We start from the raw sequence: 23,682 nt of genomic DNA on the forward strand, positions 1-23,682 counted from the left end.
TCCATTCAATATTCAATTGGATATCCTCTTTAACACCAGCGGCTACTACATTTCATTTATTGCTATGGTGGTATCTTCATCATATTCAATAATAGAACTACTATTTTTCTTTAGCAGGAAATTCATCAATCGTACCCAGAAGGAACATTCTCATAAATCCAAAGTCTATTGAATTGACGTTTCCATCTCCATTTACATCGCCTTGAACAAAACATTTTTCGGATGTAAACTTATCTATCATACCCAAAAGATACATTCTCATAACCCCAAAATCAATAGAGTTTACAGCTCCATCTCCGTGCACATCTCCATATGTTATTTGAGTGTCAGGTATTGTATTCCCAAGATATCTTTCCCTTGCAGGATTTGTACCGTCTAAAATATCTGAACCTGTTGATGGCCAATGTAAAGAGTTGTAAAACTTAGGTTTATCACTCATGTAATAAGACTTAGGGAAACTTTTATCTGAAATATTTAAGTCCCATTCTATGTTGCCTTCCATATAATTGCCATGTCTTAAAAAGGTAGATGAATCTATTCTATGAGGATAGCGTGAATCAGTGTCCCATAAAATATTCCCAGATACCAGCTCATTTCCGATGAAGTTCTGATAATTTGACGAATCCTCCACAGTAATACCTTCTTTTTCAATCCTATTTCTTAAAAACGTATTACCCGGTCCTGCTGGGCCCCAGTAGTCTCCAATCGTAACTTCCTGAACAATATTTCCTTCAAATAAATTTGCATAAGCGTAATGCCCATGAATTGAAATATCACATGGTGTCCATGTACCGCCTTCATTCTGATAGGGTTCGATTGAATAGTTATATCCAAATACGTTTCCGTTTGCCCCAATATGTGTCATCATTGAATGTCTTAAATGCTTAAATATATTATTTTCCGCAAGACAGTCTGTAACATGGAATCCCAACTCCACTCCGTATCCATGCCCTCCCCCGCCCCAGTCGGTGGCGTCTTCAAAAAAACTATCCCTGACTTCAATACGATATCCAGTTGTAACACTGACATGGGCTTTTCGTGCTAACATACTATGAACATTTTTTATCCAACAGTTTGCTGCATTTTTAAAATAAAACATATTAGTGTCACTGGTATCGATACGTTTTACGGAAAAATCCTCAAAACCCACATACTCAGCAAATCCCTGAGTTCTGGCAACCGGATTTAACTCAGCTCTATAATCAATTCTCAAAGGTTCATCTATTGTAACTGTGCTTCCTTCAACAGAAACTATTTTCGCTATCTGACCAACAGCTCCAGATGCCCATGAGGTATTCCAGTCAGGAATTGTGTACATAACCTCCGGGTCATTATCCTGCTGTATTTCTATATACATTCCGGGCTTTATAAGCTCCGGATTTGAAACAGTGAGCTTTGTAGATCCCTTAGTAAAACCGTCTTCAATTTTAACCCACTGTCCTCTTTTGTATGTAATGATTTCAAAAGCATCGGAATTGTGATCAACAAGAAGATGTGTCCGTTCAGTCCCTTCACCTCTCAACACAACCGGTTTGTCAAAAGATAGTTTTGTCTTAATAAGGTAATTTCCTTCAGGTATAAAAACCGCTTCTCCAGCAGTTACCGATTTTATAGCCTCGTTAAACGCCTCATAATCATCAGTCACACCGTCACCCTTAGCACCGAAATCTTTAACATTAACCGATATCGATTTTTGAGGTATTCCTCCATCTATTCCTGGGTTCCATTTAATATTTTGCCCATACACATCAGCAGCATGTCCATCCATTAATCCAAATGACAATAACATAATAATACACATTACTCCAGCTAAAACAACTTTTCCTGATTTCATATAAAATATCCCTTCACATAATACTTCAACAAAATATAACCATAGTTCCGGTATTAGCTAATACCTACTTCCAGTCATCTTTAAATTCTTTACTACGCAGAATTATGCTGGTTATAACCACAATTATACTTCCAAGCAGGACAGTTATCAACCTGAAATAAAAAGCTGCCGAACTCTCATATCTTTTGCCGAAAGCAAATAAACCCATAATCAGCAATACAAATCCCATTACATTAAAGGATTTGATCCGTTCTTTCTTCTTGTTTTTCACCCTATATTTTGTGTCGAACATAGTCTTTCCAGTTTTAGTCTGATTACCTTTTGAAAAGGAGAACTCCAGGATTTTTAATATACTTCTAACAGCGCCATAGAGGGTAAAGTAATAAGTATCTGTCTTTTTTACATATTTTAATATACCGTATCCTATTTGTTCCTCCAATTCCTCCTGATATGATCGAATTGTACTTTCTTCTACCCGCTCACCCATCTTTCTCAATGCTACTTTTCTTTTCTGCTTCTCATTGTTCAGATTTTCCCTGTGGTATTTTAGTAACTCTGTCCAATTTAAATCAGGCAGCCTGTAAACCGCTCTATTTTGATGTTTAAATATTGAAGGTTCCCTATATGTAGTTGTTGTCATAATAAAGCCATCTTCAAATTCCGTTTCGAATGAAATCATCATCTTACGCATATTCTCGTTCTGAAGCTGATATAAGCTAACCGCAATACCTTCTTCCAGGTTTCTAAATATTCTCATCTTAGTGCCTTTTCCTGGATCCGTAATTAATGAATAATCTCCTACAAACTCAAACCCTTCTGATATCAGAACTTGATTGTATTCATTATAAAAATCAGCACTCACTTCAGGCATTGGAGATAAATCAAGTCTCTCGATTTTAGGTTTTGCCTTCATTTTTACTAAATTTAGTATTAACAAGACACCCAAACAAAACACCCCTGCAATACCCAGTAGCAAGATCAAAATCACTTTAAGCAACATACTCATTCGCTCCTCCATTCCCCAAATAAACTCAAGGTAAATTGTGTTATGCTTGATATAAACACCAAACTATAAATTTGAAAAAAACATTATAAGTACTTTCTAAGGTTTTCGCCTCCTATATAAACACTGATTTCCTTAAAAGTATAATAAATAATCAAAGCAATCCCTATCTGAAAAATAACAAGAACTAAATTTATCAGAGCATGTTTTATACCTTTTAAACTCTTGAATCTCTCATAAATCAGCCTGTATAAACCAAATGAAATCAAAATACCTGCACTATTGGAAATAAGGTCCCTTAATCTAAAATGACCTTCTGTAAAAAATATTTGAGTAATTTCGATAATAATTGAAAATGAAATTATACTTACAAAGGTCAGCAAATACTTTTTGGGCTTGCCATCTAAAGCCTTTAACATAAAAATAGCCATAATTCCAAATCCAATAATATGAAGTTTATTAGTAAGTGAAATACAAATATCAAGAAGTCCCAATCTAAAATCCAATTCCCCAAAATGCATTACAAATCCGCTCTGTAGCGGAGTATAAATCAAATACAGTATTCCAATAATAGTAACTAAAACAAATGAAAACTTTTTATTCATACTTATCTCCATCATTAGTTTTATATAATTATATCAAATAATCCCATAATTATCTACTTCCCACCACAACTTATTAATATCATAACTCATCACCTTCCTTTAAAATTTATATCATTTTTCCAGCCTAATCTTCTTTCAGAGATGATCGAAAAATCATAAGCGATAGAACACAAAAATCAGCTTCAACTTTTCAGTGAAGCTGATTTTTTCCTTCTTTTGCGATCTTTTTAATATACAAGTAGTTAATTATAGCTTACAATATCATTATTTCATCAATGCTTCCTTTAATGAAGTATAAGCTGGTTTTGGACTTAAATTACTATCATAAATCAAACCTCTTCCAGTTCCCGGGAAAGTCCCTGGAATCCATGAATACTTATCGGTAAAGCCCCAAACCACAAATGTTTTAACGTTAGGGTTTCTTAAAGCAATTTCCATTAATGACTTGTAATTGCTTGCCTGGGTATTGAACCCTGAAGTTTGATTTTCTGAATCATTCATACGAATATCAAGCTCTGTAATTGATACCTGTACTCCAATAGCTGCATATCTCTTGATATTCTGTTCTATAGCTGACAACTGGGAAGAACTCATTCCATTGATAAAGTGGCATTGGAAGCCTACTCCGTCAATTGGAATTCCTCTATCCTTCATGCTTTTAATCATGTTATATGCTGTATTGGACTTTGCGCTCATATCTTCTATATTATAATCATTGTAGAAAAGAAGAGCATTAGGATCAGCTTTTCTTGCAGTCTGGAATGCAATGTCTATAAAATCATTTCCGATTATATTTGTCCATACACTCTTTCTAAGTCCAGTACCACTATCGTCACAAGCTTCGTTTACAACGTCCCATTCTGCAACTTTTCCTTTGAAATGATCCATAGTCTTAGTTATGTGATTATTCATCGCTGAAACCAGCCCATCACGACTTCCACTCCAATTTCTCATCCAATTAGGAAGCTGATTATGCCATAGAAGAGTATGCCCACGAACCTTCATATTGTTACTCTGAGCAAAGTTAACCAATTTATCGCCGTTACTAAAGTTGAAAGTATTTTGTGAAGGCTCTATAGCATCAACTTTCATTTCATTCTCAGCTACAACCATTCCAAATTCATTTTTGAGAATATTTTCATAAGTTGAACCTGTTTGACCATAGAACCATTGACTGTTAACACATGTACCAAATGTTATTCCCTTAGCTGCTGCTAATTGATACAAGGAAGTTCCTTGAGGTGCTGGTGGAGTTGTTTTAACAGGCGTTGGTGTTGAAGGTGTTGGCGTTGACGGTGTTGGTGTTGAAGGTATTGTTGTTGGTATTGTACCCTGTCCAGGAAAAGAAGGTATCATACCTAATAAATATTGTCTCTCATATGCAAAGTCAATAGAGGTTACTTGTCCATTTGCATCAACATCAGCATTAGAAAGGTTTGTTCCTGTAAGTAAGGTTAAACCAAGCAAATGTAATCTAAAAGCTGCCAAGTCCAATGAATTGATGTTTCCATCGCTGTTTAAATCCCCTAAAGTTACTGGTTTATTTCCTCCAGCAAATGTAAACCAATCAATATTTACAGGACCTGTAAACACCAAATACAAATCGTTTACCCCTGTAACTCCACTTATATCACAGGTTTGTTCTGTATATGTATTCCAACCGCCTGTAGCTGCTACAGGTAATGTACCTATAAGGGTACCAGACGGACTATTTAATCTTAATTCAATATTGGTAGTAAGTTGATCTGCAACAAGTGCCTTGAATGAAGTTGCTCCACTACCAAAGTCAACATTTTTATATACTAAATAATCACCATTGGAAATATAGCCTAAACCTTTTCCGGTTTCAGTAGATATTTCTTCAATTTCTGCAGCATTAATATCGTTATATGACTCTACTTCTATTTTTGTAAAAGCAGACCTCTGATCATTTGTCGCAGTAGATGTAATTGAAGTGTTGGTTGGTGTATTGATTGGTGTATCGGTTGTTGTATCTTTAAATAAATCCGGTAATATGTTATAAATGTACTGATTAACATACCCCCACCAATGTGTACCACCATTAGCCACCATAAAATAGAAGTTTCCTTCTATTGGATCGTTTGAATATATGAAAGTATCTGTTAATTTTTTCAGTTCATCCATCTGAGGTTTCATATTGGGATATGCAATATCTTCACTGCCTGTAGCACAGAACAACTTATAGTCATGTGGCGCTTTATAACCATATTTCTTTGGAATGCTTGCCAGATACGATGCTGTTTGTGAGGCTCCAGTAGTTCCGGCACCCCCAGTTACTGCCCAACAGTCACCGCTATACGGCATATAATATTTGATATATTCAAGGCAGTTAATATATGTGTACCAGGTACATACCGAACCCATTGAAAATCCTCCAAATGCCCTGTGATCTCTGGAAGCCTTCATATCCTCAGTGCTTTTTGATTTTAAATAGGTATTATATTTGGTTTCAACCAATGGAATAATTGTTTTGCTCAATTCTTCATGGAAAGTCGCCACATCATTATTACCCTTGTAAAATGAAGGTGTAACAAATATAGCTGGTTCAATGTCTCCCTTTGCAATCATATTATCGATTATTACCTTTAATTCCTTGTTCTGACCTGGTCCGCCGAATAATAATGTCTCATCTTCGCCGCCACCATGCATCAGATATACAACGTTATACTTTTTAGAAGTATCCGACTGGTTATATCCGTTAGGAAGATAGACGTAGAAGTTTTTAGTATCACTACCCCAAGTGTAACTTAGCTTTTCAATAGTACCTTGCTTAGAACTAGTAACTTTGTACTCAGAAGGAAGCGATTTGAATTCTTTCTCGCTAGCTGCAAATACCGATAGATTAACAGTAGCCAGAATGCTAAAAACCATGATGCTCGACAGGATAAAACACAACCCCTTTTTTAAACCTTTTTCCCAAAACATTATAAATCCTCCTTTAAAATTAAATTATTACTTCCAAACCTTTTATTAATAAGGTTCAGAATAAATATATTTTCTAATATAATTGTGGCCCTTCTTTTTAAATTACAAAAAAATCAGCACAAAAATGGAAAGAATATTTTACTTTCATCGTCTATTCATTTTGCAAAATATCTTCCTCTATTTATTGTTCGTAAATTATTTCATTTTTTGTACTGAAATATAATAATTTTTTTAAAATTTTTTTTATTGGTGTGAAACAGGTGTATAGATATGGCTTTATAATTAGCAAATTCATGATATTATGGAGCTGATTTAGAGGCAGTGCCTGTTGTTTTAGTGTCAATTTAACTTTTATATACGGAAGGAAATGAGAGTAGTTTTTCAATTTCTTCAACGGGAATTGGCTTACTGAAATAATACCCTTGCGCTTTATCACATTTATGTTCCTTTATAAACTCCAACTGTTTTTTTGTTTCAATACCCTCAGCTATAACAGTTAGATTCATCTTGTGTGCGAGAGCTATTATTGACTCGGCTATTGCTTCTTCCTTTGAATCTTCGGTAATTTCATTCATAAATGATTTATCAATTTTAATAGTATCAATAGGCAGCTTTTTTAGATAATTTAGCGAAGAATATCCCGTTCCAAAATCATCAAGGGACATTTTCACTCCAATTGCCTTTAAATTCTTCAATATACCTAAAGCAACATCCAGATCTTTCATAACCAGGCTCTCGGTTATTTCAAGTTCAAGATAATTCGCCTCTATTCCTGTATCTTTAATAATTTCATTTAATCCCACTGTAAAATTCTCATGCAAAAAGTCTTTACTTGTCAGATTTACAGAAATGGTAATGGTCTTAATACCTGAAGCTATCCAAGCTTTTAACTGCTTGCATGCTGTCCGCATTACAAACTCATCGATTTCAACAATTTGACCTGAAGCTTCAGCTATTGGAATGAATTTTGCTGGCTGAATTATTCCCTCAGTAGGATGGTTCCACCTCACAAGCGCCTCAACGCCCTTTATTTCCATTGTTTCAATGTCAATTTGAGGCTGGTAGTATACCACAAACTCTCTATTCTTTATTGCTTTCCTTATCTTGTTTTCCATTTCCATTTTTTCAGAGACCTTATCATTCATATCCTGACAAAAAAACAAAAAGCAGTTTTTACCCTTCTCCTTGGCCTGATACATTGCGGTATCTGCATTCTTGTATAATGTTTGCAAATCCGTACCATCAAAAGGATATATGACCATACCAATACTAGCAGTTATAAAAAACTCCTTTCCACATATGTTCCATTGCCTTGAAAACAAATTCATAATACTTTTTGCTTTATTTTCGATTGTATCTTTAGAATATATATTACTAAGGAGTATTAGAAATTCATCGCCTCCAAGACGTCCGACAATATCACTTTCATCCATGCAGTTTTTAAGCTCTGAGGCAATGTTTTTTAAGAGCTGATCTCCATAATCATGCCCCATAATATCATTTACCATTTTAAAATTATCCAGATCAAGAAATAGAAACGAAAACTTTATATTATTAGATGTTTTTAGTATATCTTCAATTTTTTCAAGCATAAACCTTCTGTTGGGAAGACCTGTTAAAAAATCATAATATGCAAACTTCTTTAATTCCTTCATACTTTTCTTTAGCTTATTTTCTGACTCTAACAGCTTTTTATAGCTTCTTTCTCTAGACTCTTCTTTTATCTGAATAATTTTCACAAGACTTTTAATCATAAAATATAGCATAACAGCAGTAAATAATACATAAAACCAACCTTTATATGTCTGCAAATTCTTTAATGTATTTACGTCATTTGCTGCATATCCGGTTATAATATTATCTGAGTAGAATATCCACATACAGCCGAAAGCCAAATAAATAAGTGATATTATTAACGGTGCATATTTAATACAGCAAATTTTTTCACTCATAAAAAACAAAGGCAGTATTCTTATCCCTTTTTTACTGGGCTTTACTTCACTGCTCTCTTTAGAGTCAATGCCATACTTATTGTTTTCCATATATCCCTCACATTTTATAAAGTAATCAATATATTAACGGAATTATATAATACAGCATCATAATTAATTAATAAAAGAAAAGCATAAATCTATAGATAAAACAAAATTACGTCAACACTTAAAGTAATTTGATAATATTGTTTAATTTTAACATAGAACGACAAATAAATCCAGCAAAAAAGATAATTTTATGATTTTCAACATTTTTCAACATAGGTTAAGAATTACTCCACTCTGAATTAGTTTTATTCACCAATCTTCTCAGCAGATAATTGACCAGAATCCGTCAAATGGATCTCGTATTTTATTTGGGTTGCCTTACTTTCAACTTTAACAGTTACATAAATCTTTCTATCTTTTTCATCAAAGATTCGCTTATATGTACTCAAATCGTGTGTTTGAAATTCCTCCCATTTATCATTAAATATTTTACTTCTGTACTCGAACCAATCATTGGTTATTACTGTGTTCACGAAAAATATATTACCACTTTTCAAACTATTAACAATATAAAGGTCGCCTGTCTTTTTATCAATAATCAACTCAGTCGGTAGCCCATCCCTTGTATTATAGGGTATCTTCTCAATTACTTCTTGTGATTTTTCTTTATTATATTTTTGAAGCAACTTACAATTTAAACAAGAATCTTCACCAGTAAATACATTAAAAATATATTGAGCATCTTCTAAGTTTTCAATTTTAAACGCAAACTCTTTTATTTGGATATTATCACTTTTCGTTATGATGATATCCCCTTTCGAACCAAAAAATACTGCTTTTATTCCTTTTAATTGTTGAGGATCAACTCCCGTATAAATGCTAAAATCTTGGTTTTTATCTACATTTGTTATTGGGATTAGGTTATTTATATAATTCTTTTTTGAAGGAAACTTTACAAATAATGTAGCCTCAGAGCAATCATCGTTAGTATATAGTCCGTACTCTCCTTGGTCCTTTCCGTAACAATCAACGATTATATGATCTAAATTTATATAACTTTTCAACTCTACATTGTTACTACTTAGTTTTCTATACTGATTTTCAATTTTAACATCCCCTTCAATTTTCCAATTCTCTAACCTTTTTATTTGAAATGCTTTAGCTGCTCCTTCTATCGGTAGTAACACAATAGGACAAATAAGAAAATTCATTATAAGCGCTGCTATAATAAACTTTACAATGCCTCTTTCTCGGGTTATGAAAAGAAAGTTCACCCCTATACCAAGTAATACAATAAAAATTCCTTTTGTGTAGCATATATATCCACCTGTAGGTATTATATCCCAGGTATAATTTTTCATTCCAAGCTCAGTTTGTATTGTTAAAATCATCATAATTGCGAAATGAATAACAGCAAATATTATAAAATAAATTATCCCTTTCTTACCCCTCTCATTACCCATAATTATTATTCCTTTCTATATTTATTGAGTAGCCAGTTTTTTTGATATAAACTAAAGAACCCCTTTTCGATGTTGGTGTACAAATAATTATATAGTATTATTACAAGAATTGTAAGATGACAAATGTCACTATTTCAAAGTGCCATATATAAATCATGTTTCCAGTTTCCCGGCTACTTACCGAGAAATTTCGTTTTTGCATTAATATTTATATTCAAAATGCTTTTTTGCGGATGTCACAGAGGACTTTGAATCGGCTTACGAAGTGTCTTTTCAGAAAGTTGCGGAACCAAAGCAGGAAAGGAATACAATAATATCAAATATCGTATTCCTTTTTTTGTTCTTCTAGCAAGCGTTGATTTTACTGTTACATTTGACACCTGCTTTGTTAACAACGGAATTAATTCAATTTATCGGTATTCTATAGCACTCGATGGGATTTTTGCATCCCATAGTGCAGTGTTGTTATAGAGATTTTGTTTCGTTACTGGTTTTCAGCTTTTATTAGTTTCCCAACCCGGTAATAAGGAATACTCTCACCAGATTTGAAATACACCACAATCACATTATGGTTATTGTCCATGGTCAAAGCGATTTTAGAGCATTGAGCATTGATGCCAATAGTGTTACCTGTATTCCACAAAATATTATTGTTGGCGGTATCAATATTTCCGATGGCATACCATATATCCTTAGTCGTTTCAGTAGTATATACGTAAGCCACATTAGAATTATTATCCATGGCAACCGCCACTCCTGTAACGTCTTCATCGTTAGAGTCATCAAATTTGCTCGTAACCTTCCAACTGATATCTTTTTTTGATGGGTCCAGCACGCCTAACCGGTAGTAGTGTTGTTCTTTATGATCATTACCTCGATGGGCTTCTACCACAAACAAATTGTCATTCATGGTCACGGCGGGGTTATAACCGTCAGTATAACTATTACCCTCATCATGCCATTCAATGCTAGTTTGTGAATCTCCGGAAGACACCACTTTTCCGATATTTGCAGAAAGTTCTTGATCATGTTTTTTTGATTGCCCACGATGCACTTCAACGATATTCATTTTATTATCCATGGCTACAGCCAGATCCTTACCCGTATCATAATTATGTGAGTCTGCGGGTTGCCAGTCGATTTTCCACGAGGGTTTGCTCTCATCATTGTACTCGAGTGCGAGTTTGCCCACCCGGTATCTATGATCGTCCTCATCAGAATCAGTGTGTACTTCGACGATATTGTCACAATCATCAATAGCGACTGCTATTCTTTTTCCTTGACCCGTTTCATAGACTTGGGAAGCGGTATCGGCGGTATTCCATTCGATGTATGCTGTTCCAGTATCATCGGAATCATTTAGATTATATTTATTGAACCTTAGATAACCTACCATGTAATAGTGGTTGCCATGTTCATCGCAATGGACTTCGACCAAATGGTTTTCGTTATTCATAGCAATCGCCAGGATCGAATCGTTATCGAATCCGCTGCTTTCATCCGGGAACTGGATTTCTTCGCCCCACTCAATTGTTGTCGAACTGCCTCCCTCGGAATAATCAAGTTGCAAGTGCACGCCTTTATGGTCGGAGGCAGGTATTGAATCAGCGTTTTTAAAATTAATAATTTCGTGATCTCCAAACGTACTACTCCCATTGCGCACCAATATGTAATCGAAAATCCCCCAACTTTTATCGGATGGAAGGTTACTAGGATCATCCCAGGCGTGATAAGTAATATCATCTCGAGTTGGTTGGTAACCTTTTTTAAAGCCCGCTTCTAAGGCTTGGCCGATGGTATTATTATATACTGCTATGGCATCATCATCTTTAGGAATGTTATAAATGTCCGAACTTGAAGTATCAAAGACATTTAAATCACCACATATTATTACCGGCTCATTTGCGTCATTAAAGTGTTCTCTAATTCTTTCCAGTATTAACGACATAGAATCTTTCCGTTTTTCTCCTTCCGGATCTTGATCCTCACTGGGCTGGATAAAATGTGTACTCACTAAACCTAATTTCTTGCCTGCGGCAATTTCGAATTCAAGGAGCATTGCCACTCTATAACTACCCCATTTTCCTCCAGGCAACGATATCTTTTCTTTTTCCCCTATGTTTTGGTAGTTTGAAAACACTGCAATAGATTCTCCATCTAAGGATACGCCATTTTTATTTCTGTGTGTATACCATTTCACTGAAGTTGTTTGCTCAAGGGAATCTTTCACTTGCTCTACTTGATTGCCTCCATCATTTTTGTTGATCTCTTCTACACAGATAAGCCATACTCCCTCCGGGTCCTGTTTATACAGGTTACTGAACCCGTTTTCAAATACTTCTAATGCGGCCTCCTTACTTTTGATAATCTTATTGCGGTCTTCCCCGTTTTTACCCATAGCCATGTTATAGCTAACAATATGGATCTTCATGTTATACCCCCTCTTTTTTTGGTTCTCATAGACATAACTCAATTTAACTAATAGGACTTCCCTTTATAATTATACTCAGATTTTATCTTTTATTCCACTTAATTCCACATATACAATCAATAATAGTAAATTCATCTATTCTTTCACTATTCACCCTTTTATTTTAAAGTACTGTATGTCTTCATCCTAACAAGTCATGACCGCAGGAAAATTGACCGAAAGAAAAGTTGACAAAACGCTTCTGAAATCCAAATCAATACTCAATGGATAGAGTTTTGGAAGTCAACAGGAGTTTACCGAGTGTTGCTGATGATTGGAAGTTTTCTTTTAGGCATCAGCTATGTATGGTATATTAAATTCATAATAGAATTTTCAGAATAAAACCTTTTTATTATTTAAAGGTAAGGTGACAGTTATGAAATGGGAAGAAGTTAAAAGAGTTTACCCTAATCAATATGTTCTTTTGACTGCTCTTGAACACCATATTGAAGGAAATAAAAAATATATAGATGATATGGCTGTGATTCGATCAATACAAGACCCAAAAGAAGCCACAAAAATATTAGTCAAGTGTAAAGGTGATAATTTTGTATACCACACAGCAAAAGACCAGGTTGTTATGGAAATAGTAACCAATCCTGTGTATAGAGGAGTATTATAAAATGGAGATTAAATTAAACAATGGTATTTTGTATGCTACTTTGGAACTAACTTATAATGGCAAATCAAAAATATTAGATGATATTATTATTGATACCGTAGCGGCACATTCTATATCTGATCTGAAAAATCTAAAAATATACCCGTATGAATAGAAACTCTATAAAATGCTTTTTTTCAAAAACCTCTGCTAGGAGCTAACGAAGCCCTTCTCTTTTTTGGGGAGAGGGGGATTTTTAATTATAAATCAATAGTTTTTGAAGTCGACAGGGTTGGGAAATACCCATTATAGCGTTTTTTCAGTTGTTTATTCTACTACTGTTTTTAAAATTACTCTACTGTGGTAAAATAAAACTATTAAGAAGAGATTGGCGGTGATTAAATGAAATGGGAAGAAGTTAAGAGTGTATATCCTTCTGCATGGCTTTTGATAGAAGCAATAGAAGCACATACCGAAGGCGAAAATAGAATTATTGATAGAATATCAGTTATAGATTCTTTCCAAGACAAATCAAGCAAATTAGCATTTTTGAAGTATTTAGAACTGCATAAGGATTTTCCTGATAGAGAGTTCTATGTTGTTCACAGTAAAAGAGAAATCCTTGATATTAAGGAACAAAAATGGGCAGGTTTGGGAGTGAGGGCAAGCAATGAAATTTGATCTCAAATATGGAATTCCTTTTATCAGTGCTGTTTTCAAACATGGTGATAAAGAAATCCTTTTAGAAAATGTTGTTATTGATACTGGCTCAGGAGGAACAATCTTGCCCACTGAAATAGCCTTTGAATTAGGTCTTGAAGCTGAATTGAATGATACACTACACAGAATACGTGGCGTTGGCGGAACAGAATTTTGTTTATGAAAAAGTTATTGATTCCATCCAGTTAGTAAACGTTGAAGTGTATGTTGAGTCGCTTACGGTTTACCGTTTACGTTATTTCTAGTAAAAAAAAGAAAACCGGGATTGCTCCCGGCATAGTGACTTTATATATTTTTCTTTAAAATTGTTGAACATCTGCTCCTAACTTAGGCAGCAAGTATTCTGATATTGTTTTAATCATTTTATCATCATTACCAAAAATCTTTCCGGCTACAGCGACCTGATTAATTAACAAAACGGAAAGATTCTCAGAATATGCAAAGTAAAAGAATTCATCGTTAAACCATGATTTTTTCAAACAATACTTATCACATATTCCATCCATTATTTCAAAAGGTTTAGCTTCTTTACGTAATTCTTCTGTCTCTCTCATAGAATTGATACTAGCTCCAAAACCTATATTTTTCAAAAAGAACTTTTCCTCGTATGATCGTACTGCACATTGAAATAACAGATTTTCAAACGATGAGCTAATAAAGCAAGTATCTTCATAAAATACCCCATTCTCAGTATTGTTATCCAATTTCAATATATATGACATTCCTACTTCATCTGTCAAAAATTCAAAATTGTATGGGTCTAGGCTTTCTTTTTCAAAGTTATATATCTCCTTATTTTGTTCAATTAAATTCATAATAGAAAATTCACCTTTTAATGGCTTTGATAATAATCCTCCATCATCACCACCTGCATATTTAGCAAATTCAACGAACGAATATGGAAAGTCTAAATTCATTTCCTCCATTCCAAGATATTTTTTTAGATCAACAATACATCTGTCATCTATTGGTTTTATTTTATGAATCCACTCCGAATCAGCCGATCCAATATAAATATTCAACTGATCTATCAAACTTAATCTATCTCTTTTTTCAAAAATACTCCTATTTGCGATTTGCATAATTTATATAAACCCTCCAATAAGCTTTACATGTATCACATGCTTCCATTTGATTTAGAGAACTGGCCCCTTCAAAATAATGTGGATTACCAATTTCATTATAATACCTTGTATCCATACCTATAATTGGACTTTCATTGTAATGTGCCGCAGTTACAGCTTTAGGTTCAGCACAAACTCCAGGTAAGTTTCCATTTCCAACTGCATTCGGAATTTGTGCTTTTAATGCTTCGTCCGTAATGTGAGATACATTATATTTATTATATCCTGCACTTTCATTCAACGCACTTTGTAATTTATTTGCAAAATCTTTTCCGTAAACAACATTACCATCAGCTGCTCCACTTATACCTACAGATACAGTTCCATCTTCATGTAGAATAACTGAAGTAACAGGATTTTTTCCTACATACTTTTTAGGAGTATCAAAAGCCTTTATCGCATTACCACTAACACTAATATCATAAAAACTAGTAATACCACGGATTTTATCCCATATAGCAGATATTGAGCTATGTGTAGTAATTTGCTTTTTATAAGTAAGGCGCATATTACTTTGTACCTTTCTAAATATTATTACAATACATTATATCATAACTTTTTACAGCAAAAAACAATATAGGCACTGTTCAAAGTGCCATATATAAATCATGTTTCCAGTTTCCTTGTAGGTGGATTTTGATATTCTGTTTTGTTCTTCATCATTGTATTTCCATTTCCTAAATTATAGATACTTATTACATAAACTCGAGATCAAATAATACTAATGCTAACTTTTATAAATCTGGCAGTATGTATTTATAAGTTTTAATAAATTCGTAATTTATCTATAGGTATTTATTATAAAGCATTTATATTCGCTTCGGCTTGGGCGCATTCTTTTAAACACTGTTCATATTCTGCAAGGAGAAATTGCCTTCTATTCAAGACTTTATAAGTTATTAGCTTAAGCTCATTTGTACCACTAAGCAGTAATTTCTCTAATTTACATTTTTCCAATTTTATTTCGTTATCAATTTTTACAATAAGCAATGGATCAATTGGTTGATTAGGATTAAAAGTAAACTTCTTTTCAATAGATTGTTTCCAGTTCAATAGTTTCCCAGTGTATACCGGACCAAAACCTTGTATTTTCATAATTGCTTGTTTTTCTATATCCGAAGCAGTTTGAATTCCATATGATTGAAGAGTAGCCTTTCTACCAGGTCCAATTCCTTCTATTGATGCCCGATCTATATCAAAGCCATCTAAAAATTTTTCCAGCTGATGTTTATAACGATCTTGATTAACCTGATGCATTTTTTTCTCTCTTTGGGAATGTAAATTTTGATAGCCTTGTTTTACTTTTGAAAGTTCATCCATCTTCTTACAAAACTCAATTTCTCCAGCTTCAAGTTCCCATTTTTCCTCTAGATTTCTCAAACGTTTTTGGATTAAAGAAAAAGAGTTATTAACTTCAGACTTTATACTACTGTATTCACTTTGGGAAAGCACGCAAACAGTAACAATAATAATAGCAATAGCAATTCCCCAAAATACTCCTGCAATTCCAAATAGAATTAGTCCAGCAATAATGATACTTAAAACAATTATAAATATAATTGCTAATCGTAATTTATATTTTCTAGAACTCCTCTTTATTCTAGGGTCAGGCTCTGCCGAGTAGTTTTTCATATTTGGTAGCTTAGGGGCTTGACCTGGAGACTGAATTTGAGTGATTTGATTCCAAACAATAGATATATTAAAACCTTTTTTGCTTTCTAAGGTTAATTCAGCAAAATTAAATAAAACAATGCCAGTTTTCGACTCAATTTCACACCATGGACATGCATGAACTGATTTTAAATACATATGAGTGTTATTATTGCTACATTTTTTAAGTTCTTTGATTTGCTCATCTAGTGCGATTACCCATTCTTTGGGCTTAGGACGATTATTTACCTTTATACCCTCAGGGGAAAAAGCCTGCTCAAATAGGCTTGCAAGCTTAGGGGTAACATTAGAAAGTGATAGCGTATTTGGCGGTTGTTTCATTTGCTTAAGTTTTGCAGAAATACCATAAGCAAAGCGAAATTCTTGAATTGCCTTTTCTAGAGACATTTCACCTGTACCTAGAAAACTTCCCGAAAAAGGATGTCTTCCCATAAATAATAATTGAAAGATTAAAACTGCAAGTCCAAAGTTATCATGATTTTGTGTTCGTGCAATACCTCTAAAAGACTTTATATTTTGGAACTCTGGAGGTTGATGAGTGGAAACACCAACTTCACAAAGGTGTTTTTGTCCGCAGTATTCTATTTGAAAACTATCGCAATCAATAAGCATAACAGTTGCTTTATCTGAAACAACAACATTACCATGATTTACATCACCGATGACATGCCCATATTCGTGTATAACACTAAAAGAACGTGCTAAATTTCCAGCTGTATGAAGCAAAAAAGGCCATCCTGCACTTGGAAACTCACTTAACCGAGACTTAGGACTATAAAGTTTGTGAATATCTTTAAATCCTGATACATTTGGCATTAATAATCCTATAATTTGCCCATTTGATTTGCTGTGAATTGTATCTAAAGGCCAAGCTGCTATTTTTAAAATTCGGTCATTTTTTAAATCTATCATAGCCTTAATTTTATGGGCCTTTTCTTTATCAATAGGATTATGATATATCTTTGCAACAATATTCTGGAATTGGGAAACATTGTAGACACTGCCTTCTCCACCTTTACCTATTTCAGAACCTAAAATAATTTCTTTTCCACTGCCATTATAAACTTTCATTTAACCCTCCAAATTAACATTACGTAATGCTATCACTAATGTTTTATCATCATCAGTTCGTTCATTAACTTGTTGTGAATTTAGAAAGTTTGTTATAGGAATAGCTAGCTTTTCAGGTTCTGTTTCGTGTGTAGTGCCAAGAAATTTAAAAAGGTTTCTAAAAAATGGTGGGTGAACAGTTTGGGTTTTATTATGCAAAGCTAAATTTTGTAGACCATCAGTAAATACAGCAATTTTGTCTATAGTCCTATTTACATATGCAAACTGTAAATTATCACATGCTTGTGCATCAGTTATAAAATATGTAGTATTCTCATATTCACCTTTAGCTGGCCAAAAAATCCAATTGAAATCATCTAGATCCTCAGAAGAAGATATAACTATTGCACCATCTCCTATTTGAAAAAAGACACCAGAAGTAGTTCCTATTACAGCAACCAAAATAGTACATGCATATTCTCTTACTTTTGAGTTAGTACTTTCTGCACGAATATTGATCTGCTCTTGAATGTGATTAATTAAATCCTTTATAAGATTGATATTTATTTTTTCAATATTGCTCTCAGCTTCAAAAAAACACCGCATTTCTTCTAAAACTAAAGTACAGACGAGTTTTGAAGCAATATCAGCATATTTTGCACTACCTGCACCATCTGAAACAGTAATAATTAAAATTGGTTGATTGTCAGATGTAAATACAGTCTGACAATCACCGAAATCCTGGCAAGGTGTATTAAGTTTTTCATGTGAAGTTCCTACAGTAGAACAAAAAGCATACTTCCAACTTGAAATACTCATTCGATACTTGCCCACCCCTCTGGAGTAACCGGATTAACGAGATTAACTTTATCACCTGGGGTAGAATGAGAAACAGAACTAAGTGAATTAGATAACCATGAAAATAAATCCCTGAATCTTAATCCTTTTAACTTTAGAGGATCACGCACAGATATCTTCTTTAGTATTTCCATATCTGCATCTTCAACGGCGACAGCAAAAAACATAAATGATTTTGATTCTTCCCCTGCTTTAATTAAACTTGCAGCTCTTTCCCAATTATCTGTTGGAGCCCCATCCGTAATTAGAAATACCCATGGGCGATAAAAAGAAATACCATTTTCGCGATAAATAGCTTTACGTTCTTTTAGTAATTCAAGGGCTTTTTCAATTGCAGAGCCCATGGGTGTATTACCACTTGCCTGCAAATATGGTGGTTGAAAATAATCAACAGTTTGAAAGTCAGATTCAATTTTTACTGGTCCAAAACTCATTAATAATAGTTCTACTCTTTTAATAGCCATACTATCCGCTACTAATTCATCTTTAAATGTTATAATACCATTATTAAGTTCTTCTATTGGCTTTCCTGCCATTGATCCTGATGTATCAAGAAGTATGATACATGGGCATCTAGGCTCTGGATTTTCAGCAAAGTCACCAACTGAATATGGTATTTGGTCAAAATAATCCGACATCACTATACACTACCCTTCATGATATATTTGTTTACTATAAAAAATATGAAAATCATTTATTTGTATAAATTAGCATTTTAGCTCACTTTGGATAAAATAGAGTATATTTTTGTAGTATTAATCTAAAGTTTATTATAACAGTAAAAATATCACACTTCAACCACATAGCTTTGAAAATGTTTAGAGTTACCAATCAACTTATATAATATAACTCTACTAAGATGAAAATACACATTTAGTCTGATAAGAAGCATGTATTATTGGATTAATATAGTGATTAAACAATCTGAAAAACCTTAACATTACTTACAGGGCAGGAAGGGAATACGATAATATCTATATTGTATTCCCTTCCTGCTCTGGCTCTGTAAGTCACTTTAAAGGCACTCTGCAAGAGCCTTTAGAGGCATATGCGAAGACTCTTAAAGTATAGCTCCGTCAGCGTTTCTAAAGAATGGGGAGCAAAAGGCCCAAGGATTTGCTTCGTCCGGGACTCTGGGGAACTTCGTAGAAATACATTTTTCTGTTATTCATGACTTAAAAATGCTATACTATATTTAGAGGAAGAAGAAATGGAGGTTACTTTCAAAATGCAAAGGCTAAACCCTTTAAATGATTATATTTTCAAACGAATAATGGGGGAAGAAGAAAGTAAGGATAATTTAATTGCGTTCCTTAATGCTGTTCTTGATGCTGATGACCGAAAAAAACTTGTATCCCTAGAAATTGTTGATAATAAAGAGCTAACAAAGGAAATGATTTCTGACAAATCAGGTAGACTTGACGTAAGAGCAAAAACAGCTGACGGTGTGCAGCTTGATATTGAGGTTCAGCTTACTAATCAACATAATATGAAAAAAAGGACGATGTTTTATTGGGGAAAGCTTTTCCTTGAAGGAATAAAGCAAGGTGATGATTATATAAACCTTTCTAAGGTAATTACTATAAATATACTGGATTTTGAGTTTCTTGATTTGGATAAGTTTCATTCAAAGTATCATCTTTGGGAAGATGCAGAAGAAAACTATCTTTTGACTGATTTGATAGAAATTCACTTTATTGAAACACCAAAATTCAAGACTTTAAAAGAAAAGGACTTAAAGGGAAATCCCCTTCATAGATGGCTTAAATTTTTTGATAAGATGCTGTCCGAAGAAGAGTTGAAGGAGTTGATCGAAATGGATAGTGCAATTAAAAGAGCTGAAAAGAAACTGGAATATTTGAGTTCGGATGCGGAAACTCTTGCTTTATATAAGGCTAGAGAAGATTCTTTACATGAAAGAGCTAATATGATTAGTTCTGCTAAATTGGAGAAGGCTTTGGAAATTGCAAAAAACATGATGAGTTCCGGTCTCGACATTGTTACAATCTCAAAGTTCACTGAAATTCCTGTTGACGAACTGAAAAGACATTTGAAGCTACAATAATTTGATTGGTGATTGGTAAGCGAAAATTTATTTTCAGGTAATGGAAAACGGAAAAGCCGGGATTACTCCCGGCCCAAAATTATTCTGCTCACTTTATAGTTATTAAGTCCATTTCTCTAAATACACAATTTTCTAGCTTGTATTGTTCTAAAATGCTTCTATACTCTTCTGGTAAATCACTTAATTTTAACGGTTTTTCCGGCATACTAACTTTAAAATACTGATATAAATTTGGTTCAGCATCATATGAATTATAAGCATACAACCCTTTTTTTGAAAATCCTAGTGACCTTTCAAGATAGGCTAGCTTTGTTTCGTCTTTCGAGTTTACTAAAATCACCCTTTTAAATACATCTTGACTAATTACTGTTTCTGATGATTTTTCTAATCTCTCACAAATATATTCAGCTAAGTTCTCTAGCTGTTCTTCTGACTTACTAACACTCTCTGGTAAAAGCCCATATACACCTGAATCAAATTGTGCAATTTCACCTTTAGAGTCAACCGCAAACCACAATATATCATAATCAAAAATTTCTTCATCAGATATCCTTGTCATATTTTCACCCCTCATCATCTGCTAAAAGCTGAAACAACAAACAACTCCATTTGAAGCCATACCTAATGCTAATTGACCTGAAAGTGCCCCACCCCTGTCTGCAAGATATAATATTCTTTCAGCATGTATAAAGTTTTCATTTATATTGTTAGAAATAGGTTGTACTTTATAATTAAAACACATTGTAGAAAATGGATAAGACGGATTCGAAGCATTTACATCAACAAATATATAAATTGCAAGGTTCACTAAAAACCCTATTGTCCATTATATCATTTTCCCATTTGATTAGAAATATTATCCTTAGATTTTATTTCAATCTTCAAGTTTTCTTGTAGGTGGGTTTTGATATTTGTTTTGCTCTTCATCATCAAGAAGTACAATGGTGTGCTACTGATGCTGAGAGAAATTTCCCATTTTGAAAGTATTATTGATTTTCCATTTAGAAATTATTACAATTGGATTATGTAGTAATGAAATGGAAGTGTGATTTTGTAGTATGATTAGTTTTAAAGCTATTATTCTCTTTTTTCGGGATTGGTTTCAATTCTTTTTGTGGATGTTTAGATCAAAGCTTTTGTCTGACATAAACAAAGACCTTGAAATTGTAGCCCTTCGAAGTCAGTTGTCAATAGTTCAACGTCAAATACTTGACCGCAAGATTCCCAAGCCTCACTTAACACCTGCATTCCGTCAATTATGGATTTTGCTGTCCAAGTTTGTTCCGGGCTGGAAATCTTCAATATTTCTAGTTAAGCCTGAAACGGTAATCAGTTGGCATAAAAAAGCCTTTAAATTTTATTGGATTCTAAAATCTAAAAAGCCCGGCAGACCTAAAATATCCCGGCAAACAATTGCTCTTATAAAACGCATTCACAAAGAAAATCCTTTGCTGTCTCCTGAAAAGATATATGAGCGTTTAATTGACCTCGCTGTAATAGATGCCCCCTCACCAAATACAATTTCAAAGTACATTCCCAAAATTCGAAAGTCCCCAAGTGAAAAACAGAAACAGTCTTGGACGACTTTTCTAAAAAATCACCGTAAAGAAATATGGGCTATGGACTTTTTTACAGTTCCCACTCTCTATTTTAAAGTACTGTACGTCTTCATCCTAATAAGTCATGACCGCAGGAATATTGAACACTTTGCAGTTACAACAAATCCTTCTTCTGCATGGGTTGCTCAACAGATCAGAGAAGCAACCCCTTTTGGATCAACACCAAAATACCTGATTCATGACAACGACAGTACATTTACCAGTCGTGAATTACAAAACTTCCTGGCTAATACAAATATCAAATCAAAGAAAACAGGTTTCAAATGTCCTTGGCAAAATGGTACATGTGAAAGAACCGTCGGTATTTTAAGGCAGGAATTACTTAATCATATAATACCTATAAATGAAAAGCATCTTAAATACTTGCTTAAAGAGTATATTGTGAATTATTATAACCCTGCCAGAACTCATCAGGGAATTGATTGTCAGACACCAATTTTGAAAGAAAAATTGACCGATTGACCGAAACGAAAGTTGACAAAACGGTTCTGAAATCCAAATCAATACTCAATGGACTATATCATGATTACCAAAAAGTTGCCTGATTATTTTTTTACGATCTAACAATAGGCTTTTTTTATAATGCCTAAAAAACGGAATTTCCCGGCTACTTACTAAGAAATTTCGTTTTTTCATTAATATTTTTATTCAAAATGCTTTTTTGTGGATGTTTTATATTGTTATAAACACCACTTATTAGTGGCCCCTACGCCCTAGATAGAGTTTTTGAAGTCGACAGGTTTCGTTACTTCTGCCCATTGCACATTTTTACCTTCTGATTTGTTAATCCTTGTAAACCAATACCTATACGTATTGAAATTGATATTATTTTCAGTACACCATTTTTTTACCGTAATACCATATCACCTCTATTTTTTGCTAGAAGTATACCATGAGGAACATTTGTAATCACTACGCCGTAAGTGCTTCAAAACATACCGTAGTGTAATTAACAACTACTTCTGTTATGCTTTCTGATATAAAACTCATGAAGTCAGGAGGCATTTTAAAATGGCACAAAGAAAATCCGAGACAATATGGAAGCAGACAATTTTAGATTGTAAAGCCAGTGGCTTATCTGCTAGGCAATGGTGTGAAAAAAATAATATAAAATTGTCAACCTACAAATATTGGCTTACAAGACTCAATAAGCAAAAGAACTCAGCAACAGATATATGCTGGGCAGAAATGAAAATTCCAGAAGAAGTGATAAGGCATCCGGGTTCTGCTTCCATCACAATACGGTATGACAATTTTGTATTGGATATACACGAAAAGACTGATCTTCAGTTGCTAGCAACAGTGTTAAAAGCACTGCGTTCAATATGTTAGGCGGATTTACCCAGGGAGCTGAACATATCTACATAGCCTGTAATTCCACAGATTTTCGGAAGCAGATTGATGGATTGGTGGCGATTGTGAATCTACAGTTTAAACTCGATCCATTTTCAGACAGCTGCGCTTTCATCTTCTGCAATAAAAGAAAAACAGCTATTAAAGTTTTGAGATATGATAAAAATGGGTTTATCCTTGCCAGCAAGAAGCTTTTGGAAGGAATGAAGTTTCAATGGCCCAAGAGCCCGTCGGAAGTAAAAGAGATTACATTACAGCAGATGGAATGGCTCTTTCAGGGACTTAATATAGAACAGAAAAAGGCACATTATTCTGTTG

Annotated in this window: 23 protein-coding genes; 8 read left to right on the plus strand and 15 right to left on the minus strand. The window is 33.8% G+C overall.

Annotated elements, in window-relative coordinates; translation table 11 throughout:
• Nucleotides 1-100: 100 nt before the first annotated feature.
• The 7 genes from ACECE_RS0219975 to ACECE_RS0220005 form a co-directional block, all read right to left on the minus strand.
• Nucleotides 101-1,834, minus strand: a complete 1,734-nt coding sequence (locus ACECE_RS0219975; protein ID WP_010250445.1) for a dockerin type I domain-containing protein — start codon at nucleotides 1,832-1,834, stop codon at nucleotides 101-103.
• A gap of 64 nt (nucleotides 1,835-1,898) precedes the next feature.
• The gene (locus ACECE_RS0219980; protein ID WP_026073930.1) at nucleotides 1,899-2,840 is read right to left on the minus strand and encodes a hypothetical protein; all 942 of its coding nucleotides are present in this window, start codon (nucleotides 2,838-2,840) and stop codon (nucleotides 1,899-1,901) included.
• 83 nt (nucleotides 2,841-2,923) lie between these two features.
• Nucleotides 2,924-3,442, minus strand: coding sequence for a VanZ family protein (locus ACECE_RS0219985; protein ID WP_010250449.1), 519 nt, complete (start codon nucleotides 3,440-3,442; stop codon nucleotides 2,924-2,926).
• A 264-nt stretch (nucleotides 3,443-3,706) separates the two neighbouring features.
• Entirely contained in the window at nucleotides 3,707-6,388 is a 2,682-nt protein-coding gene (locus ACECE_RS30355) for an endo-1,4-beta-xylanase (protein WP_010250451.1), read from the minus strand.
• A gap of 344 nt (nucleotides 6,389-6,732) precedes the next feature.
• A complete protein-coding gene (locus ACECE_RS28340) occupies nucleotides 6,733-8,430 on the minus strand; it encodes a putative bifunctional diguanylate cyclase/phosphodiesterase (protein ID WP_010250453.1) in 1,698 nt (565 codons plus the stop codon).
• Nucleotides 8,431-8,675: 245 nt separating this feature from the next.
• Nucleotides 8,676-9,833 carry a hypothetical protein gene (locus tag ACECE_RS0220000; protein WP_010250455.1) on the minus strand — a complete coding sequence of 386 codons (1,158 nt, stop codon included), beginning with the start codon at nucleotides 9,831-9,833 and terminating at the stop codon, nucleotides 8,676-8,678.
• A gap of 484 nt (nucleotides 9,834-10,317) precedes the next feature.
• Complete coding sequence (locus tag ACECE_RS0220005; RefSeq protein WP_010250456.1) at nucleotides 10,318-12,264, minus strand: endonuclease/exonuclease/phosphatase family protein; 1,947 nt, start codon at nucleotides 12,262-12,264, stop codon at nucleotides 10,318-10,320.
• A gap of 415 nt (nucleotides 12,265-12,679) precedes the next feature.
• Between ACECE_RS0220005 and ACECE_RS0220010 the strand changes: the two genes are divergently transcribed.
• From ACECE_RS0220010 to ACECE_RS28345, 4 genes are all read left to right on the plus strand, one after another.
• Nucleotides 12,680-12,925 carry a hypothetical protein gene (locus ACECE_RS0220010; protein ID WP_010250458.1) on the plus strand — a complete coding sequence of 82 codons (246 nt, stop codon included), beginning with the start codon at nucleotides 12,680-12,682 and terminating at the stop codon, nucleotides 12,923-12,925.
• Nucleotide 12,926: 1 nt separating this feature from the next.
• The gene (locus tag ACECE_RS31300) at nucleotides 12,927-13,079 is read left to right on the plus strand and encodes a hypothetical protein (RefSeq protein ID WP_162862591.1); all 153 of its coding nucleotides are present in this window, start codon (nucleotides 12,927-12,929) and stop codon (nucleotides 13,077-13,079) included.
• Nucleotides 13,080-13,306: 227 nt separating this feature from the next.
• The gene (locus tag ACECE_RS0220020; RefSeq protein ID WP_010250460.1) at nucleotides 13,307-13,585 is read left to right on the plus strand and encodes a hypothetical protein; all 279 of its coding nucleotides are present in this window, start codon (nucleotides 13,307-13,309) and stop codon (nucleotides 13,583-13,585) included.
• Nucleotides 13,575-13,787 (plus strand): pepsin/retropepsin-like aspartic protease family protein, encoded by a 213-nt coding sequence (locus ACECE_RS28345; RefSeq protein WP_010250462.1) that lies wholly within the window; start codon nucleotides 13,575-13,577, stop codon nucleotides 13,785-13,787. Before ACECE_RS0220020 ends, ACECE_RS28345 begins: the two co-directional genes overlap by 11 nt.
• A 136-nt stretch (nucleotides 13,788-13,923) precedes the next feature.
• On the opposite strand, the gene ACECE_RS0220030 is transcribed toward ACECE_RS28345, so the two are convergent.
• From ACECE_RS0220030 to ACECE_RS0220050, 5 genes are all read right to left on the minus strand, one after another.
• On the minus strand, nucleotides 13,924-14,706 hold the full coding sequence (locus ACECE_RS0220030; protein WP_010250464.1) for a hypothetical protein: 783 nt from the start codon (nucleotides 14,704-14,706) through the stop codon (nucleotides 13,924-13,926).
• The gene (locus tag ACECE_RS0220035; protein WP_010250465.1) at nucleotides 14,690-15,256 is read right to left on the minus strand and encodes a hypothetical protein; all 567 of its coding nucleotides are present in this window, start codon (nucleotides 15,254-15,256) and stop codon (nucleotides 14,690-14,692) included. The genes ACECE_RS0220030 and ACECE_RS0220035 overlap by 17 nt, the downstream gene beginning before the upstream one ends.
• A gap of 290 nt (nucleotides 15,257-15,546) precedes the next feature.
• On the minus strand, nucleotides 15,547-17,490 hold the full coding sequence (locus tag ACECE_RS0220040; protein WP_010250467.1) for a helix-hairpin-helix domain-containing protein: 1,944 nt from the start codon (nucleotides 17,488-17,490) through the stop codon (nucleotides 15,547-15,549).
• Nucleotides 17,491-18,288, minus strand: coding sequence for a PP2C family serine/threonine-protein phosphatase (locus ACECE_RS28350; protein WP_010250469.1), 798 nt, complete (start codon nucleotides 18,286-18,288; stop codon nucleotides 17,491-17,493). It abuts the gene before it with no gap.
• Complete coding sequence (locus ACECE_RS0220050; protein WP_010250471.1) at nucleotides 18,285-18,965, minus strand: vWA domain-containing protein; 681 nt, start codon at nucleotides 18,963-18,965, stop codon at nucleotides 18,285-18,287. Before ACECE_RS0220050 ends, ACECE_RS28350 begins: the two co-directional genes overlap by 4 nt.
• Nucleotides 18,966-19,555: 590 nt before the next feature.
• Between ACECE_RS0220050 and ACECE_RS0220055 the strand changes: the two genes are divergently transcribed.
• Entirely contained in the window at nucleotides 19,556-20,392 is an 837-nt protein-coding gene (locus ACECE_RS0220055; RefSeq protein ID WP_040428799.1) for an Rpn family recombination-promoting nuclease/putative transposase, read from the plus strand.
• Nucleotides 20,393-20,480: 88 nt separating this feature from the next.
• Here ACECE_RS0220055 and ACECE_RS0220060 read toward each other — a convergent pair whose 3' ends face one another.
• Nucleotides 20,481-20,969, minus strand: a complete 489-nt coding sequence (locus ACECE_RS0220060; protein ID WP_456049034.1) for a hypothetical protein — start codon at nucleotides 20,967-20,969, stop codon at nucleotides 20,481-20,483.
• Nucleotides 20,970-20,972: 3 nt separating this feature from the next.
• The gene (locus ACECE_RS0220065; protein ID WP_010250478.1) at nucleotides 20,973-21,200 is read right to left on the minus strand and encodes a hypothetical protein; all 228 of its coding nucleotides are present in this window, start codon (nucleotides 21,198-21,200) and stop codon (nucleotides 20,973-20,975) included.
• Nucleotides 21,201-21,510: 310 nt separating this feature from the next.
• Between ACECE_RS0220065 and ACECE_RS28355 the strand changes: the two genes are divergently transcribed.
• Nucleotides 21,511-22,473 carry a DDE-type integrase/transposase/recombinase gene (locus tag ACECE_RS28355; RefSeq protein WP_162862592.1) on the plus strand — a complete coding sequence of 321 codons (963 nt, stop codon included), beginning with the start codon at nucleotides 21,511-21,513 and terminating at the stop codon, nucleotides 22,471-22,473.
• A 251-nt stretch (nucleotides 22,474-22,724) separates the two neighbouring features.
• Here ACECE_RS28355 and ACECE_RS32435 read toward each other — a convergent pair whose 3' ends face one another.
• Nucleotides 22,725-22,868 carry a hypothetical protein gene (locus ACECE_RS32435; RefSeq protein WP_407636675.1) on the minus strand — a complete coding sequence of 48 codons (144 nt, stop codon included), beginning with the start codon at nucleotides 22,866-22,868 and terminating at the stop codon, nucleotides 22,725-22,727.
• Between the two features lie 154 nt (nucleotides 22,869-23,022).
• Here ACECE_RS32435 and tnpA point away from each other — a divergent pair, with 154 nt between their 5' ends.
• Both tnpA and tnpB read left to right on the plus strand, forming a co-directional pair.
• A complete protein-coding gene (gene tnpA, locus ACECE_RS28360) occupies nucleotides 23,023-23,343 on the plus strand; it encodes an IS66 family insertion sequence element accessory protein TnpA (RefSeq protein WP_010243567.1) in 321 nt (106 codons plus the stop codon).
• The coding region (tnpB, locus tag ACECE_RS28365) for an IS66 family insertion sequence element accessory protein TnpB (protein WP_010250482.1) at nucleotides 23,337-23,682 on the plus strand (346 nt) is incomplete at its 3' end. The genes tnpA and tnpB, both read left to right, overlap by 7 nt.

It is taken from the genome of Acetivibrio cellulolyticus CD2 (assembly GCF_000179595.2).
GTDB classification, from domain to species: domain Bacteria; phylum Bacillota; class Clostridia; order Acetivibrionales; family Acetivibrionaceae; genus Acetivibrio; species Acetivibrio cellulolyticus.